The sequence below is a fragment of the Endozoicomonas sp. OPT23 genome (assembly GCF_009653635.1).
GTDB lineage: Bacteria > Pseudomonadota > Gammaproteobacteria > Pseudomonadales > Endozoicomonadaceae > Endozoicomonas_A.
The window spans coordinates 78,614-94,971 of record NZ_PPFD01000001.1; the positions used below are offsets into that span (position 1 = coordinate 78,614).

Below are 16,358 nucleotides of genomic sequence, written 5' to 3' on the forward strand. Positions count from 1 at the left end.
AGAAATCATTGAGTAAAAAGGCAGGCTAAAAAAGCCTGCCTTTAGATTGACACAACAGTTTACTTTGCGGTGCTCAGGTACTTCTGAGCACCGGGGTGCAGAGGCACACCGCTCAGGCTGGTAGCGTTATCCAGAGTGGTGAAATTGGCTGCTTTGACCACCTTGCGAACATCGCCAATGTTTTCAAAGGCTGCTTTGGTCAGTTCGTAAGCAACGTCATCAGACATGCTCTCGTTCACAACCAGAACGTTCCATACACTCAGAGTGTTCACAGTACCCACCTTGTTATAAACGTTCGCTGGAATGGTGTAGCTGCTGTAAGCAGGGTAGGCCTTTTTAAAGTCAGCCTGCTCCTTGTCGGAAATAGACAGCACCTTGATGTCGTGGGTCAGTGCCAACTGGGTTACTGCACCTACGCCCTGACCGCCAACCAGAAAGCCTGCATCGATCTGACCATTAGCCAGTGCATTAGTGGTTTCAGAGAAGTTCAGGTAAACCGCATTGAAGTCTTTACCGGCATTCAGGCCAACAGACTTCAGTAGTGCTTCAGAAGAAACGGCTGTGCCTGAACCTGGCGCACCCAGAGAGATACGCTTGCCTTTCAGATCAGAAAGACCCGTGATGCCGGACTTGTTCAGAGCCACGCCGTGAATCAGGTTTGGATAAAGAGCGAAGAGAACCTTTACGGGCATCTTGGCGGGGAACTTGCCTTCACCATTGTAGGCATCCAGAACCACGTTACCCATAGCCAGACCAGCCAGCATATCGCCCTTAACTACCTTGATGGTGTTTTCTACGGAAGCGGCAGACACTTCGGCTTTAACATTGATGCCGTCTACCTTGTCAGACCAGACCTTGGCCAGTGCGCCACCAAACGGATAATAAATTCCGCTCTGGCCACCAGTGCCTATGGAGTAATTGTTGGCCGAGGCCATGATAGGAAGCAGCAGAGCTGCTGCAAACGTCAGAAGCTTACGCATGTGTGTTATCCCTGTGTGTTTTTATTTTTATCCTGAACATTTTTTCCTCACCCGGGGTGACGAAAAAGTGCTTATCTCGCTCACGGCTGATTTATTGTATCTCTGCCGTGTCGAAGTCACGCAATCGCTCCAGCTTAAACCAAATAAATCAGTGAGAGAAGCTGGCCTTAAGTTCAATAGATAAGGTATTTTCTGTTGATCTAACCAGCTTCTTATAAATAGGTGTAACCGTGTCCAACCTAATTATTGTTTTTTTTATTGCCGCGATGATGTTCTGGGGCTTCAGACGTTTCTCCAAAGGAAAGGAACTGGCCAAGGAGGCTCTGGGTAAAGGACAGGCATTTCTGGAGCAGAATAAGTCTGAAGAGGGAGTGACGACCACAGAGTCTGGTCTGCAGTATAAGGTTCTGGAAAAAGCTGAAGGTGACGTTACTCCTTCAGCGATGGACAAGGTTAGAGTTCACTATCACGGTACGCTGGTGGACGGCTCTGTTTTTGACAGCTCTGTACAGCGTGGTCAACCAATATCCTTTGGTTTGAATCAGGTGATTCCGGGCTGGACTGAAGGTTTGCAGCTGATGAATGTGGGCGATAAGTTCCGTCTATTTATTCCAGCCAATCTTGCTTACGGCAGTCGCAGTGCGGGTAAAATTCCCGGTAATTCAGCACTGATTTTTGATGTTGAACTGCTTGGCATCAATGAGTGAAAACACAGCCTGTTATCAAGTCTGAAACCGAATCATATTAATTAAATGGCGATTGATACTCTCTGAACTAGTCTTCTCCTGACGTAGCTGGCAGAGAGTATCGAGCACTAACCGGACAACGCTGCTTACTCTTTCCCTTTACGACCTTCCTTACCTTTTTTGTCCGCTGTTTACGGGATTTCCCATGTTTACAATCGATGACCCCATGCTGGCACTTATTATCAGGTTTGTAGCGCATCAAAGTGACTTTGATGTGTCGCAGGAGGTATTCCTGCAGCAGCAGTTGGAGATACTGCAAAATCATGTGTCGAAGTTTCCTGTAGAGCAGCAGGAGGCTAAAGCAATGGAGTGGGTCGAGCTGTATGCGCGTAACTATCGTCGAAACTGGGAAAGGCATCTGGCAACTGGCCAGATATCTCACATCCAGTGTCAGGACTGCCCGTTAAAAGGCACGGGCGATGAAAGCCTGTGCGCTATTCATGGAAAGTGGCTGAAGCTGCTTGAAGACTATTGTAATGAGAAAGTTTCAACCAGCCTCTATGTCCAGCACTCCCTGAAACTTCTGCAGGAGAACAAGGAAAAGCTGAAGCTGGCCAGAAAACTGCCTCGCAAAGCTGTCATTTAACAAACTCAGCCTTCGTCATAGCTGAACGAATGTGACGCCTTAGTTCTCTTAGCTCGGGGTATTTATACAACGAACGTATTTTTCTGTTGATCACTGAGTCGCCAGAGGGTTTGCCTTTGAAAATAAAATGAGTAAATACCTCCGCACCATCTTCTATTGGATTGGTAGCGGCATAGTCACTGACAAAACGGGCTCTGTATTTTTCATAGAAATCATAGAGCTTGTCTTCATCTTCATTCGTTCTCTTGTTTTCTTTGGCAATGTCTCTCCAAAAGTTCTGGTAGAAAGAATTTATGTATGAGCCTGTGCGGGCACAGCCCTCATCTATCAGGTAGTTAAAACAGTCATCATACTTATAGCTGTTCACCTGACTCTGATTCAGAAACACTACATGGCCTATTTCATGGACCAGTGTGTGTACAAAATCTTTTTTCACTGGCATCGAGTATTCATTCAGATTGATCCCGAGAATCCATTTCCCAGGATTGTCTGTTTGCTTAACATAACCGAGGTCATTACCGCTGTAATAAACAATAAATTCACTGAAGTGCTTTTTCAGGAAACTTTCTGGAAAGAGTTCTTTAGTGAGAAACCATACTTTTTTAGCTCTGGACTGATCTCCATCTGGTTTTACATTTTCTCTGGGCTGCTTTAACAGTTTTAGGCTCAGATCAGGGACGATGGAATAGCGGGTTTTAGGGAAGTCCTTGTTACTCCCAAAGCTTGTTCCACCTGAAAACGCACTATCAAAAAAGTCATCGAAAGCGCCATAAACCTTGTCTTCCAGAGCTATGCAGGCAGCTTCTGAAAGTCCTTCGCAAGGCAGGTAACACTCTTTGGCCTCAGGATCATAGAGCTCCTCTTTATAGCAGTCTGACGGAAGCATATCTTCGCTACTGTTCTTGCTGGCAAATGATAGAACTGAAGACAGTAGCAAAAGAGAAGTCAGGGAAGGTGTGATCAGTTTTTTTACAATCATAAGATGGCTTGTGGAAAATCTGTGGGTATTTTTAGGTAGGCCAGGCATTCATTGGCTTCTGCTACCCCAAGTATCAGGAAGGTTATCTTATCTCGGTGATTATGGTTTCTTCGATGATATCTGAAGAATATGGGTCATCAATTAAAATCGTTTCTTCGATGATAAGTGAAGGTGAATATATATCTTCGGTAATGACAACCTCTTCCACTAGCAGTGGTGAAAAGTCTTCATAAACAATAGTCTCTTCAATGGTTATTGATGGTGTGATTTCTTCGATGATTGTCTCTTCAATAATAATCGAAGAAGCAGAAGAGATACTTGCTAGAGAAAGGAATAGTGGAACCAGTAATTTATACATCTCTTGATAATGCCTTTTTCAGATTTATTATATTTATTGGAGAATATAGGGATCACTAATGAATTAATTTTCCAAAAATAAAAAACACCTTTTCAATTTTGTTGTCTGGTGATTGTGCTGGCTTCTATAGGCTTCTGAAAAGATTAAGTAAACAATGCTGGAGCTAAAATAAATGTATCCCCATATTAAGACCATCGCACTTTCCTTTTTCGTTCTATCTTTAGGTGGTTGTGTGGTTGTGGATGAGCGCCCAATATACGACGATGTGATTATTGAGGATGTATATATTGAAGATGTATATATTGAAGAAGTAATCGTTGAAGAGGTGATAGTCGAAGAAGAAATTATAATTTTATAAATGTTTTCTCATAAATCTACTCCCTCGAAATTAAAAAATAAATATTTAAGATACAAAGGTGATAAAAGATGAAGGTTTATTTATCTTCTGTTTTTGTGGCGCTTGTTTTATTCAGCAGTTCCAGCTTCGCAGTATTATCTTGTGACAGGCTCGACTCATCTATTCGTATAATCGATCGTTATGCTGACGAAGTCTTTATTGATAACAGAATTGAAGATACATCCATTCTGGATGTTGAGCTCAATGGCCTTGTTTCCGAGATCGAATATATCGCCAGACAAGAGAGAGACTCAAAGCTTAGAGCCTGGGCTAACCAGCTTTCAAATTACTGGGTTGGTCTGAACTGGAGACAGTTTCGTACAACATCAGACAAGATTGCTGACCGTCTGGATTATTTCTATGTGCGTGACTGCAGATGAAAATGAAGGTCTGTTGATGCCATAAATACTTCAACAGACCTTCCTGTCTTTAGCTAAAGAAGACCCTGTAAGCTTTATAAATCTCATGGATGTCGTACTTGGAAGCGACCTCCATTGGCGAATGCATGGAGAGCAACGCTGCGCCAGCATCAATAGTACGGATACCGTATTGAGCCAGCAGCATGGCAACTGTACCGCCACCGCCTTCGTCTACTTCGCCTAGCATACCGGTTTGCCATTTGATGTTTTCGCCATCAAATAGGGCTCGCAGTTCACCGATGAATTCTGCATCCGCATCGTTACTGCCAGACTTGCCACGGGAGCCGGTGTATTTGGTCAGAACAATACCGTAGCCCAGCCTTGATGCATTCTGTTGGTCGTGTACCTGCTTAAACAGCGGGTTCAGGCCGGCGTTTACATCAGAAGACAATGCACGTGAATTCCAGAAGCTGCGACGTACCGCATGACGGTCGTGTTTACTGGAAGGAGTACGAACTGCCAGCTCTTCCATAAAGTGTTCAATGTAGCGGGACTGCAGGCCGGTAGAACCGTTAGAACCGATCTCTTCTTTATCCACCAAAAAGCAGATAGCGGTGCGTTCTGGCGTGTGGTCCATATCTGTAATGGCTTTTACAGAGGTCCAGGCGCAGATGCGGTCATCGTGACCATAGGAGCCGATCAGACCACGGTCCAGACCAATATCACGAGCTTTTGCTGCAGGTACCAGCTCGAATTCGGCAGAGATAAAATCTTCTTCGGTCATGTCGTACATGTAGTTCAGCTTCTGCAAAACGTTGTACTTCACTTCATCCTTGATCTCTTCATTGTTGAACTCACAGGGAATAGAACCAACCAAAACGTGCATCTCGCTGCCTTTCAGCACTTCGCTGGCTTTGCGTTCACGCTGAACCTTGTGGTCCAGATGAGGCAGAAGATCTGGAATAACAAATACCGGATCGTTCTCGTCTTCACCGATGGTGATGTTTACTTTTGCGCCACTCTTGAGCGCAACAACACCGTGCAGTGCCAGAGGACGGGAAGCCCACTGGTATTTCTTCACACCGCCGTAGTAGTGTGTTTTCAGCAGAGCGAATTCAGAATCTTCGTACAATGGCTTCTGTTTCAGGTCGAGACGTGGTGAGTCAACGTGGGAAACAACAAAGTCAGCACCGTTCGCCAGAGGCTCCTGACCGATAACCGCCAGCACCAGGTTCTTGTCACGAAGGTTGAACCAGACTTTATCGCCGGGATTCAGTTCGCTTTTTGACAGAGCATCTTCGAAGCCGTTTTCTTCGGCCAGCTTCAGGGATTCAAGGATAAACTCACGCTCGGTTTTGCCTTTGTCCAGAAATGCCTTGTAAGGCTCACAGAAGTCGATGATCTCCTGACGTTGTTGGCGATCGAGACCTTTCCAGCCGTTTTCCTGCGTATACAGCATAAAATTCCTTGGTACGGAAACGCCTCTAGCGCCTTTGGCAGGTGATTAAGGCCTTTCCGATGAGGGGATGAAAATCTTGAAGATGTTCAGCATAGTGAGCTGGTGCTCGGCTGTATTGACGCAGGGCAAGTCTTTAAAGGAACTGCAGATAATACATATACAGGTGCAGGCTTCTCACATCCGGCAAAAAAATGTTAATGTCGCCGCCCTTTTTCTTTCTTCATTTAATTCCAATGGTCAGGGATGAATATGCAGATTTGTGGTTTTGACTATGGTACCTCTAACTGTGCACTTGGTGCTTTTCAAAATAGCGGTGCAAGCCAGCTCCTGAAGCTGGAAGGCGATAAAGTCTTCCTGCCTTCAACACTCTACGCCATTGCTCGTGAGTTGATCTGTGAGTCTGTCGGTCTGGGTATGAACGGCAATGCCCGTGAAGATTATATTGCAATGCGTGCAGGACCATTGGCGAATGCCCGCAGAGTAAGAAGTGAAGAAGGTTTTCTGCCGGACGAACAAACACTGTTCTTTGGTCGTGAAGCCTTTGACCAGTATTTCAGCCTGCCGGAAGAAGGTTACTTCGTAAAATCTCCCAAGTCTTTTCTGGGAGCCAGTGGTCTGAGACCCCAACAGGTAGGTTTCTTTGAAGATATCGTGACGGCGATGATGCTGAACGTCAAAAGCAAGGCAGATGCCCAGCTTTCAGAACCTCTGACTCATACCGTTATTGGTCGTCCTGTGAACTTTCAGGGGCTGAACGCTGAAAAGAGTAATCAGCAGGCACTGGAGATTCTGACGGTTGCAGCAAAGCGTGCCGGTTTTAAAGAAGTCGAATTTCTCTACGAGCCTATTGCTGCGGGCCTGCACTTTGAGCAACAGCTGACTGATAACAAAACAGTTATTGTCGTTGATATCGGTGGTGGTACCACTGACTGTGCGGTAGTCAGAATGGGGCCGGACTATCGAAAAAAAGACGATCGTCGTGCTGACTTTATTGGCCATACTGGTGAGCGGGTTGGCGGTAACGATCTGGATATTCAAATGGCGGGTAACTGCCTGTTGCCACTGTTTGGCAGTGAATCTCAGCTGAAAAGCGGAAAACCTGTGCCTCTGCAGGTCTTTCTGAATGCCGTGACTACCAATGATGTCAGTGCCCAAGCTGATTTTAACAGCATGGAAACCGGTTTACTGTTGAAACAACTGCTGCGGGACAGTCGCCAGCCGGAGCTGTTGAAGCGTTTTATCAAACTCTATAACAACCATCAGAATAACCAGCTTGTTCGCAGTGCCGAGCAGAGCAAAATTGCATTATCCGACAAGACTGATCATCAGGTTGATCTGGCTTATGTAGAGCAGGCGTTAAACCACAGCATCAACTTCAACGATATGGCAGAAGCAGTTGAACGACCGGTCAGCAAAATGATCAGTCTGATTGATGATGCATTGGCTCAGGCCGGTTCCATGCCTGACCTGGTTTATGTGACGGGTGGTAGTGCGCAGTCACCGGTGATTCAGGAAGCCATCAGACAACGACTTCCGGGTTTGGAAGTGGTCGATGGAGATCACTTTGGCAGTGTTGCTTCCGGTTTGACCGTTTGGTCTCAGCGAGTGTTTAACTGAGACGTGATGATATAGCTGGCACTCAGTTGCCAGCTACCAACGTTAATGCTGAAGGTAAGCATTTCATTGCGGCATTTTTATCTTCAGCAACGTAGGCCATGACAATCGCTCCTTCCTTCAAAGTACAGATCACATCGAGCACTTCATCAGATAGGTGGGACATTCGCTTGCTAAGAAGCTGTCTGACCTGTTGCTTATGATCTTTGCAGTATGCAGCTATTTCGTTGTTTACCACACCACACTCAATGGCTGAGTTGATAAAAAAACAGCCTCGAAACGGTGGTAGTTCTTCTACCTGATTGTGAAACCAGTCAGTCAGGCTTTCAAACAGTACGACAACAGCCTTCTCTTTGCTGTCAGCTTCTTCCAGCCTTCTATCCAGCCAGATCAAAAACTGCTGATCTCTTTTCTTCAGAGCAGCAAGCACCAGTTCATCTTTGCTTTTGAAATGGTTATAGAGCGTTTTTTTAGCGATACCTGTCGTTTTGAGAACCTCATTGATTCCCACCGAGTTAATACCCTTTTCATAGAAGAGCTGCAGCGCAGCATCGATCAGCTGAGTTTGTTTGTTCAAGGCCATCACCCGACAACTTCATAAGTGAAAGTGCATGTTGACAAAAAAGAGACCAAGTTGTCTACTTGTGGTCAAAGGAGACAGACTTGTCTCTTTTGATGTAAGAGCAGTGTTCAGTACGAGATCAGTAGTATGAAAAATGTTTTTCTCAATGTGTTTTCCGGAATAACCGCCGCTTTGGCCATTGGCCTGCTGGGGTTTGCTGGTGAGACTGATCCCGAATTTGTCTTTCTGATGGCACCCTTTGGTGCTACGGCGGTTATTGTTTTTGGATTGCCTGATAGCCCTTTGGCACAGCCACAAAACGTATTCTTTGGACACTTGCTGACTGCACTGATTGGTGTGATTTTTGTTCAGTATATTGGAGTTGGCCTCGTTGAAATGGCCATCGCGACCGGCCTGGGTGTAACCGGTATGCTGATGACCAAAACAACCCATCCACCGGCTGGTGCAAACCCGATGCTGATTATGATGACAGGACAAAGCTGGAGTTTTCTGCTGACCCCTGTGGTAACAGGGGCGCTGGCAATTATTCTGGTGGGAATGGTTGCAGGAAAAGTAAGGAAGGTGTTACTGACTGATTAGCGGTTACCTATGTATCTAAAACCACCGTCGCTCAGTGTGGTTTCACCTTTATTCCAGAGATAGGCAACTAATGGGTTTTCTCCCCGAGCTGCGTTGTAGTCGACACAAACAACTTTATTACTGAGGCAGGAAGGCTGCCCTGATTTGGTGTAATGACCGACAATAACCGGTTTTTCAGGCGCTTCCATACTCTGGCTTTCAGGTATCGTCAGGTCAGGGATATCATTGATGGCAGCAGCAGGAACCTGAGCAGTACTCAGGTAAGTATCAGCTTCTTTGAGCCACCAACCGGCTCGAATATTCTTGCGAGCATGACCAGACACATCCTTGAAAATGTAACCTTCCGGCAAAGGAATTTCAGGGCCTTTCAAGGAAGTTTCAACCAGGTTATAGAGTGGATGTTCTTCATTAAAAGCATCTGACCAGTGTTGCGCTTTCAAACGGCCATCAGTTTCGAGATAAGGCTTTAGCTGGCTGATCAGTCTGTCCTGCCAGCAGGCATGAATAGCTCTGATTTCACCAAAATCGATAAACAACGGAAGTTGTTTAAGCCAGTCCAGCCAGTATTCATATTCAGGGCGAGCCTGCTCAAGGAAGACCTGATGCTGATTAAGGTTTCTCTCTGAGTGTTTACGCAGTGTCTGACCATTTTCGTCAGTCATATTCCAGGCAACAGCATTCAGTTCATGGTTTCCCATTACGCAATAGGCATGACCGGTCTCGACGAGGGAGCGAACCAGTTTCAATGTTGAAAGGTGGTCTACAGAAGGTTGTGCAGCGTTGTCGACCAGATCACCGACAAACACCAACTGGTATTCGTCGGCCAGGCTGCCGGAAGTGTCAGGATCAAAATTCAGGTGGGCAAGAAGATCAACCAGCTTTTGATGCTGGCCGTGAATATCACCAATAAAAATCAGACCTTCTTTTTTGATCGCTGTAATGCCCGGCTCAATTGTCACTCAGTTTCTCTCCTGTAGAGTTCTCCTGAAGAGTTCTCCTGCAGAGCTCTTCTGGTCAGTTCTTCTATCCGTGCCAGCACTGTATGCAGTGTCTTCTGGTTGATGCTGGCGGCAATGCTACCATCGCTGAAGCGTTCACTGCGAGCCAATGCTGTTAGCCAGGCCTGACAGTCATCAAGTGTGGCCGTTGGCAGCCATTGTGTTAGCCCTTCAAGTTCAGACAGGTTGTGCTTCTGTTGCTGAAGCCAGTCCGACCAATCCAGTCCTGTCAGGCAGATACTGTATTGATCCAGCAGCTCCAGCCATGCTGAGCTGGGTATCACCGATAGAGTTCAGTAGAGCTGTGGATTCCTTGTGGAATAGTCGGATTTTTTTAAGGATATTAAATCGACGTCTACTGAATTTTTCTCAATAGCCTGACTGGTGTTGATCGATTTTTGGCATGCCTTACTGCTCATAACAAAACCTGTGAGTTATTAGTACTTCTGTGCAGTGTTTCTGCAAATGGAAGAAGCTGAAGTGTGTGAATTAAAAGGTATTCTAATTTTTTGCCAGAGGGTTGGTAAGCAGGAGAGACTAAAGCAGGTCTGATGAGAGTCATCAGACCTTTTTGTAAGTGTTAACTGCCTATCATGGCCTTATCAGCGGTCAGGCTTAATGTTAACTGTCAACATGGATAGCCACGCCCATAGAGATTAGCTTCCTGATAATAGCGTTATCGCTATGCACTGACTGAGCAGAATGTTTCTCGTTCTTGACACTTGTCTTGGGCAATTCAGTAGCTTTGCGAGGCCATGTTTTCAGATATGGCCTCATGGGTTTGGAGTCTTTTTCAATACCAGTTTTATTATTACCGTTTAGATTTAGATCTGGTTGTCCTCCAGGCTGAGAGTCAGCCGGGGAATAACAAGAAACCTCAACAGGTGTATGAGTTATAGCTGAACAGCCGAATGACATATCTGCTTGGTAAGTTAATGCTTTTGTATATAGCTCCTTTAGTTTTGAGTCTGTTTTAAAATAATCTCTATTCTTATCATATGAATCTGGCTGTCTTTCGACCCTAGAGCAAGTCGGTGCTGAGCCACAGGAAGTTTCAACGGTTGTACGATTTCTGGTCGGGCTCATTGCTCTTTCTTGTTGGGTTGTCCGGTTTCTATGGTCGTTGGCTATTGAGGTTGAATCATTTGTAGCAGCTCCTTGCGGAACTCTCACGTTATTTGCATCGACCCTTCTTCTTCCTAGAAGATCTCGTATGAAAGCACGTGGCCCATCTGGCATATGTCTAGCCAGGATAGTACTAGCCATCATTGCGACGCTAAAACCAATGAAACGATCTAAGGCTTGTTCCGTTTCAGGTTGGTCTGTAAGTGCACTATAAGCTTGTCCACCTTCTGAATCAGGTACTGTAACGGGGCTATTTGTAGTAATGATTTCTCTTTGTTTAAGAGGAATAGCTTCTCGACAGTTAGGGCAGTTATTGTTTCCTCTACCTATCCAGTTCGAGATGCATTCTGCGTGGTAGGCATGGCCGCACTGAACAGCAACAGTATTACCATTCCACTCGGCTACTTCTTGTGGAGAAGTTGGGGGACCTGAGGGTTCCATACAAATTGTGCAAGTTTTTCCCGAGCTCTCTGTAACTGCAGTTCCTAACATGGTGAGCGTCTCCTAAAAAGTCAGCTTCAATCCAGTTTGGATACCTATTTAGTAAAAACGTTCATGTATTTTCTGACAAAAGGGGCAGTATCACTGACATTTTAAGAGTTTACTGTACTGTCAGTACGCGCTCAGATCACTCTTCAATAGCTCTTCAAGCTCAGTTACATCATATTTATTTCTGAGAAGGAGTGCGCTGTGAGCATGATAAAATTTGTACCGCAACGGTTTCCATTCTCATGGGTGACGAAAAAATGTTTCTTCACCCATCGCTGATTTATACGGTCATCATGGCCTTATCAGCAGCCAGACGGTGACTGAACAATTCGGTAGCGAACAGGCGATCCTTGTAAGCAGCCAGTTTTGGCCATTGAGCCGCATCTACATCGACACCGGCATACATGGCATTAATCAGGCTGGAACCAACTGAGAAGTCTGCAGCGGTCAGGCTGTCTCCTGCCAGGAAACCAGTGTCGCCCAGTTGATCGTTCAGGTAGCCGTAAACCTTTGGCATTTCTTCAGAAATAACTTCCTGAACACGGGCTTCATCCGCTTCCTGCCCCATCAGTTTTGTTTTAACTACACGTTCGAAGAAGATAGGGCCGGCAACACCGATAACGGCAGTGTCAGCATACTCTTCCAGCCAGCGCGCCCGGGTGCGTTCCAGCAGACCTTCCGGGTAGATAGGCGTTTCAGGATAACGCTGATCCAGATACTCACAAATTACGGAAGAATCAGCGAGAGTAACCATGTCGTCTTTAATGGCGGGGATTTTCCCCAGCGGGCTGATCTCTTCAAAGCCTTCCGGCTTATCCATCGGAGTCACAGGGTTCACTGTGTATTCAATACCTTTGGCTTCCAGAGCCAGAATAACTTTACGGGCAAATGGGGACAGCGGAATACCGTAGACAGTGGTCATGTTTTTCCTCAATAGATATGATAAGTAACCGATTGGTGAAATACATTATACAAGACAAATGTCTTTGGCAAGATTTTTTACCGAACGGTTCGTTATCGTTATAATCGTTGTATAGGCGTTTTCATTTATCAGAATCCAGAGAGGCTAACAGTTGGCCAGACCCAAGAGTTATCAGCGTGGTGAAGTCATCGGTCAGGCACTGAAAGTGTTTTGGGAAAAAGGCTACGCAGCCAGTTCACTCAGTGACCTGATGACTGAAACAGGGCTGAACAAGCGCAGTTTGTATAACGAATTCGGCAACAAGGAAGAGTTGTTTCTGGAAGCTCTGGCTCGCTATCAGGAGTTACGCAGACCTGTCGTTGAATTACTGCTCAGGCAGCCACAGGGAATGAATAATATTCATGACCTGCTGCGAACCATGGCGGAACATACAGACCCAAGAGGGTGTCTGATTGCTCTAAGTCTCAGTGAGCGGAAGTTGCTCAGTGAAAATGTTCTGGAACAAGTGATGGCAGGTGTTGAAGGCCTGAGAATGCTTGTAAAAGCAAATATTGATGCAGCAAACCTTCCTGAGTCAGTTAACAGAGAAGCGCTTACCTGTCTGATCAGTATGCAGAGTTTTACCATTGCCGGAATGGGAAAGCTGGAGATGGAACGAAGCTGTATTAAAGCTGCCGTTGAACAGCTTATTGCCCTTCTGCCTATAGCCGACTGATGTCTTGTTTGATCGGTATCAAATCTATGCTATCAATACTTTTGATGTTTTTTTGAACACTTTTCACTCGCTTCACCTATAAAAATAAAAGGCACTGACTTTATGTTGAACAGGACGTTTCGACTGACAGCTTTGAGCTGTCTGCTCTCCTGCACTCTATCCGTGACAGCCAATGATGATGAGCTGGCACCTGAAGAAGCCACAGGGCTTGAATCCAAGCAGCTGGTTCGTGCAGGTAAACAGATGGTTGCGGCCGCTAACCCTCTGGCAGCAAAAGCGGGCAGAGACGTTCTGGCTAAAGGTGGTTCAGCTGCAGATGCAGCAATAGCCGTTCAGTTGGTTCTTAATCTGGTTGAGCCGCAATCATCTGGTATTGGTGGAGGTGCATTTGCACTTTATTTCGATGGTAAAAGCCAGACTTTAGCAACACTGGATGGCCGTGAAAGTGCTCCTTCTGAAGCGACCGAAGCACTGTTTTTGGATGAAAAAGGCAAGCCACTGAAGTTTTATGACGCCGTTGTTGGTGGTCGTTCCGTTGGTACTCCTGGCACAGTTAAGCTGCTGGAAGAGATGCATTCACGTTATGGCAAGCTGGCATGGAAAGAGTTGTTCCAACCGGCCATTGAACTGGCTGACAGTGGTTTTGCCATTTCACCAAGATTGGCAAAACTGATTGAAAAGGACAAAGCCCGTCTTTCTCGCTACAGCAAAACCCGTGATTACTTCTTTGATGCAACCGGAAGACCTTTACAGGCAGGTGTCGTTTTACAGAATCCTGAGTTTGCTGAAAGTCTTCGACAAATAGCCAGAAGTGGCTCTTCCGCGTTTTATCAGGGAAAGCTTGCTGAAGAAATTGTGTCGACAGTGCGGAATGCCAAGGGGAATCCCGGAAAATTGTCGCTTAACGATTTGAAAAATTATCAGGTGATTGAACGCCAGCCGGTTTGCACTGAATACAGGCAGTTCAATGTCTGTGGTATGGGGCCTCCGAGTTCGGGTGCAACAACGGTTAACCAGATACTGGGCATGTTAGAGAGCTTTGACCTGCCGGCATTGGGAGCAACTAACCCCGAGTCATGGAGGCTGTTTGCCGGAGCTTCCAGACTGGCTTTTGCTGACAGGGGGCGCTATCTGGCAGACAGTGACTTTGTTCCTGTACCTGTTGAAGGCCTGTTGAACAAAGAATATATGGCTCAGCGTGCTGAGCTGCTCAAGACTGAAAAAGCGCTGGAAAAAGTAGTTGCCGGTAATCCTGATAAAACCATAGCAACGCTGTTTGCGGATGATGAGTCTATTGAACTGCCATCAACCAGCCATATATCCATTGTCGATGCCGAAGGCAGTGCTCTGTCGATGACAACCACCATTGAAAATGCCTTTGGTTCACGACTTATGGCGGGTGGTTTTTTGCTGAACAATGAGATGACGGACTTTTCATTTGTTGCTGAGAAAGACGGTAAGCCAGTGGCTAACCGTGTTCAGCCAGGAAAAAGACCCAGGTCATCTATGGCACCGACCATTGTGCTGGACGAAAACAACAAGCTGTATATGGTTGTCGGTTCACCGGGCGGCAGTCGTATTATCAGTTATGTCGCAAAAACCCTGATTGCTCATATCGACTGGGGAATGAATATTCAGGAAGCTATTTCTACACCTCATCTGCTAAACCCATGGGGGCGCTATGAGCTGGAAGAAGGAACGGATGCAGTCAATCTGAGGCCAGAACTGGAAAAGCTTGGTTATAAAGTGAAGATTCGTGATCTGAACAGCGGGTTGCACGGCATTGTCGTCACTGAACAGGGGCTAGAAGGCGGGGCTGATCCAAGAAGAGAAGGTGTTGCGCTGGGGCTTTAATAAAGCCCCGGTTTGATCAGAATTTCATTTCGTAGGTCAGAGCTATGGCATGGCTCTGACTTTTATTACCTGAAGAACCAAAGTAATCGATATGAATGTTCTGATCGCTCTTCATATGCTGGCTGTAACCAAGATTGTAATAAATCGATTTGCGGCCATAATCACCCGCCTTCAGGCTTTGAATTCCGCTCTGGTTTGCAAAGCCAAACGATATTTTAGAGTCTTTCAGGAAACTATTCTGGTAACCAAGACCTGCACGCAGTTGTTTTGAACACTCCGTATCAGGCAGTGCCCAGATAAGGTTCATCCCGGTGCGAACAACCCAGCCCTGACTGCTCTGCTTTTCGATTTTCAAAGCACGTTTACCTTCACCTTTCTCCCTGAAGCTATCGACAGAGTTGTGGATATAAATCAGTTCCACATTAGGCGTCAGAATAAACCCTGTCAGAAGGTCATCAAGGCTGAAGTCATAGCCGGTAGAAGCATAGGCAGTCCACTCTTTGGATTTGAGGCTGGAGTGATACTGAGTGCCATCCAGTGGGTCGGTACGTTTGTTGTTGAAACGGGTGATTCCGTAGGTCAGAGCACCATTGAGGTGCCAGTCTCCGCTGTTCCAGGCTACGAAAGGACCAATACGGAAACTCTGGGCATTCAACTGAGCCAGTGACTCCTTAAATTGGCTGTCCATTTTTTGAATGCCAATCATGACACCAGCGGTCCACTCAGGAGTGAGCTGCTTCAGAAGGCCAACTTCAATACCGTAACCGTCGGCATTAAAGCCCGCAGTGTCGTCGACCCTTCCTTGATCCATCTTGAAGCCATACATTTGACCATAGCTGTAAACACCACCTTCACGGATGGGAGAAGCAAAGGTATTGGTCATTCTGCCTGTGGAAGCCTGAAGCTCTGTAGTTTCTGTATCCTGAAGCCTGGCCTCTGCCAACACTTGTCCGGTTATAAAACTGCTGATTGCCGAGGCATGCTGGCTCATGGATTGAGTTGTGAAGACTGAAACAGTCTGGTTCAGGCCCGCAGAAAAGAGTGTGCTGGCTTGGTTCTCTGTAGGAGTCAGAGGTTTCCTTGAAGCTGTTGGCTGTTGATTAGTTTCAGTAACAGGTATCTGCTGGTTATTGCTGCTTTGCTCAGGGGAGCTATCTGCATGCACGTCTTCTTGCCAGGGTTTTTCGGTTTGTAATGGTTTTACGGGCAGGTCTTCCTGATGATTGATAACGTAGGTGAGGGCATCGTAATAGGTTGTGTGATGTTTGTTCAGCTCAACCATTTCTTCAAAGGGTCTGCCTTGAGGGGCACTTTCTCTTAATAGTTTGAGAGCAACATTTTTAACTTCGTTAAAGTCTGGGTAGCTGTCTTTAGAAAAATGCAGCGATGAGAGAGCGTGATGAATGTCGTTGAATGTATGAACTTGACAGAGGGCGTTGCTACTGACAACACCAGTAGTTGAAAGGATCATAGCTAGAAGACTTTTTTTAAAAACGCCTTTTTTCAAAGACATGCCTTTCCCCCAGTTTCTATTTTGATTATTCAGGAGTAAGACAGGTGAGACGGTGTATTGTTCCCAGTGAATGCAACGGATTCAGAGAGCAGAAGGTAGCTT

18 protein-coding genes are annotated in these 16,358 nt (G+C 46.1%); 8 read left to right on the forward strand and 10 right to left on the reverse strand.

Annotated features, from left to right (window positions below; translation table 11 throughout):
* Positions 1–59: 59 nt before the first annotated feature.
* Positions 60–980 carry a TAXI family TRAP transporter solute-binding subunit gene (locus EOPP23_RS00300; protein WP_153763982.1) on the reverse strand — a complete coding sequence of 307 codons (921 nt, stop codon included), beginning with the start codon at positions 978–980 and terminating at the stop codon, positions 60–62.
* A gap of 230 nt (positions 981–1,210) precedes the next feature.
* Here EOPP23_RS00300 and EOPP23_RS00305 point away from each other — a divergent pair, with 230 nt between their 5' ends.
* Positions 1,211–1,687 (forward strand): FKBP-type peptidyl-prolyl cis-trans isomerase, encoded by a 477-nt coding sequence (locus EOPP23_RS00305; RefSeq protein ID WP_370514567.1) that lies wholly within the window; start codon positions 1,211–1,213, stop codon positions 1,685–1,687.
* A 184-nt stretch (positions 1,688–1,871) separates the two neighbouring features.
* On the forward strand, positions 1,872–2,312 hold the full coding sequence (locus EOPP23_RS00310; protein WP_153763983.1) for a hypothetical protein: 441 nt from the start codon (positions 1,872–1,874) through the stop codon (positions 2,310–2,312).
* Here EOPP23_RS00310 and EOPP23_RS00315 read toward each other — a convergent pair.
* Positions 2,305–3,291 (reverse strand): hypothetical protein, encoded by a 987-nt coding sequence (locus EOPP23_RS00315; protein ID WP_194842440.1) that lies wholly within the window; start codon positions 3,289–3,291, stop codon positions 2,305–2,307. The genes EOPP23_RS00310 and EOPP23_RS00315 overlap by 8 nt on opposite strands.
* An 82-nt stretch (positions 3,292–3,373) precedes the next feature.
* Complete coding sequence (locus EOPP23_RS00320; protein WP_153763985.1) at positions 3,374–3,649, reverse strand: hypothetical protein; 276 nt, start codon at positions 3,647–3,649, stop codon at positions 3,374–3,376.
* A 172-nt stretch (positions 3,650–3,821) separates the two neighbouring features.
* Between EOPP23_RS00320 and EOPP23_RS00325 the strand changes: the two genes are divergently transcribed.
* Entirely contained in the window at positions 3,822–4,007 is a 186-nt protein-coding gene (locus tag EOPP23_RS00325; RefSeq protein ID WP_153763986.1) for a hypothetical protein, read from the forward strand.
* 68 nt (positions 4,008–4,075) lie between these two features.
* Entirely contained in the window at positions 4,076–4,426 is a 351-nt protein-coding gene (locus EOPP23_RS00330; RefSeq protein WP_153763987.1) for a hypothetical protein, read from the forward strand.
* A gap of 49 nt (positions 4,427–4,475) precedes the next feature.
* On the opposite strand, the gene EOPP23_RS00335 is transcribed toward EOPP23_RS00330, so the two are convergent.
* A complete protein-coding gene (locus EOPP23_RS00335; protein ID WP_153763988.1) occupies positions 4,476–5,864 on the reverse strand; it encodes an aminopeptidase in 1,389 nt (462 codons plus the stop codon).
* 243 nt (positions 5,865–6,107) lie between these two features.
* Between EOPP23_RS00335 and yegD the strand changes: the two genes are divergently transcribed.
* Complete coding sequence (yegD, locus tag EOPP23_RS00340; protein WP_228550510.1) at positions 6,108–7,481, forward strand: molecular chaperone; 1,374 nt, start codon at positions 6,108–6,110, stop codon at positions 7,479–7,481.
* A gap of 22 nt (positions 7,482–7,503) precedes the next feature.
* On the opposite strand, the gene EOPP23_RS00345 is transcribed toward yegD, so the two are convergent.
* Positions 7,504–8,055 carry a TetR/AcrR family transcriptional regulator gene (locus EOPP23_RS00345; protein ID WP_153763990.1) on the reverse strand — a complete coding sequence of 184 codons (552 nt, stop codon included), beginning with the start codon at positions 8,053–8,055 and terminating at the stop codon, positions 7,504–7,506.
* A gap of 132 nt (positions 8,056–8,187) precedes the next feature.
* On the opposite strand from EOPP23_RS00345, the gene EOPP23_RS00350 reads away from it, so the two are divergent.
* Positions 8,188–8,640 (forward strand): HPP family protein, encoded by a 453-nt coding sequence (locus EOPP23_RS00350; RefSeq protein WP_153763991.1) that lies wholly within the window; start codon positions 8,188–8,190, stop codon positions 8,638–8,640.
* Here the strand turns inward: EOPP23_RS00350 and EOPP23_RS00355 are convergent.
* The 4 genes from EOPP23_RS00355 to EOPP23_RS00370 all read right to left on the reverse strand — a co-directional run bounded on the left by EOPP23_RS00355 (position 8,637) and on the right by EOPP23_RS00370 (position 12,174).
* Positions 8,637–9,599 carry a metallophosphoesterase gene (locus EOPP23_RS00355; RefSeq protein ID WP_153763992.1) on the reverse strand — a complete coding sequence of 321 codons (963 nt, stop codon included), beginning with the start codon at positions 9,597–9,599 and terminating at the stop codon, positions 8,637–8,639. The genes EOPP23_RS00350 and EOPP23_RS00355 overlap by 4 nt on opposite strands.
* Positions 9,596–9,922 carry a DUF6508 domain-containing protein gene (locus EOPP23_RS00360; protein ID WP_153763993.1) on the reverse strand — a complete coding sequence of 109 codons (327 nt, stop codon included), beginning with the start codon at positions 9,920–9,922 and terminating at the stop codon, positions 9,596–9,598. The genes EOPP23_RS00355 and EOPP23_RS00360 overlap by 4 nt, the downstream gene beginning before the upstream one ends.
* 337 nt (positions 9,923–10,259) lie before the next feature.
* On the reverse strand, positions 10,260–11,255 hold the full coding sequence (locus EOPP23_RS00365; RefSeq protein ID WP_153763994.1) for an RING finger protein: 996 nt from the start codon (positions 11,253–11,255) through the stop codon (positions 10,260–10,262).
* Between the two features lie 277 nt (positions 11,256–11,532).
* A complete protein-coding gene (locus EOPP23_RS00370) occupies positions 11,533–12,174 on the reverse strand; it encodes a glutathione S-transferase family protein (RefSeq protein ID WP_153763995.1) in 642 nt (213 codons plus the stop codon).
* Positions 12,175–12,325: 151 nt separating this feature from the next.
* Between EOPP23_RS00370 and EOPP23_RS00375 the strand changes: the two genes are divergently transcribed.
* Together EOPP23_RS00375 and ggt are read left to right on the forward strand one after the other, a co-directional pair.
* The gene (locus EOPP23_RS00375) at positions 12,326–12,889 is read left to right on the forward strand and encodes a TetR/AcrR family transcriptional regulator (protein WP_153763996.1); all 564 of its coding nucleotides are present in this window, start codon (positions 12,326–12,328) and stop codon (positions 12,887–12,889) included.
* A 102-nt stretch (positions 12,890–12,991) separates the two neighbouring features.
* Positions 12,992–14,743, forward strand: a complete 1,752-nt coding sequence (ggt, locus tag EOPP23_RS00380) for a gamma-glutamyltransferase (protein WP_153763997.1) — start codon at positions 12,992–12,994, stop codon at positions 14,741–14,743.
* Between the two features lie 16 nt (positions 14,744–14,759).
* Here the strand turns inward: ggt and EOPP23_RS00385 are convergent, their stop codons facing one another.
* Positions 14,760–16,256, reverse strand: a complete 1,497-nt coding sequence (locus EOPP23_RS00385) for an autotransporter domain-containing protein (RefSeq protein ID WP_153763998.1) — start codon at positions 16,254–16,256, stop codon at positions 14,760–14,762.
* Positions 16,257–16,358 lie beyond the last annotated feature (102 nt).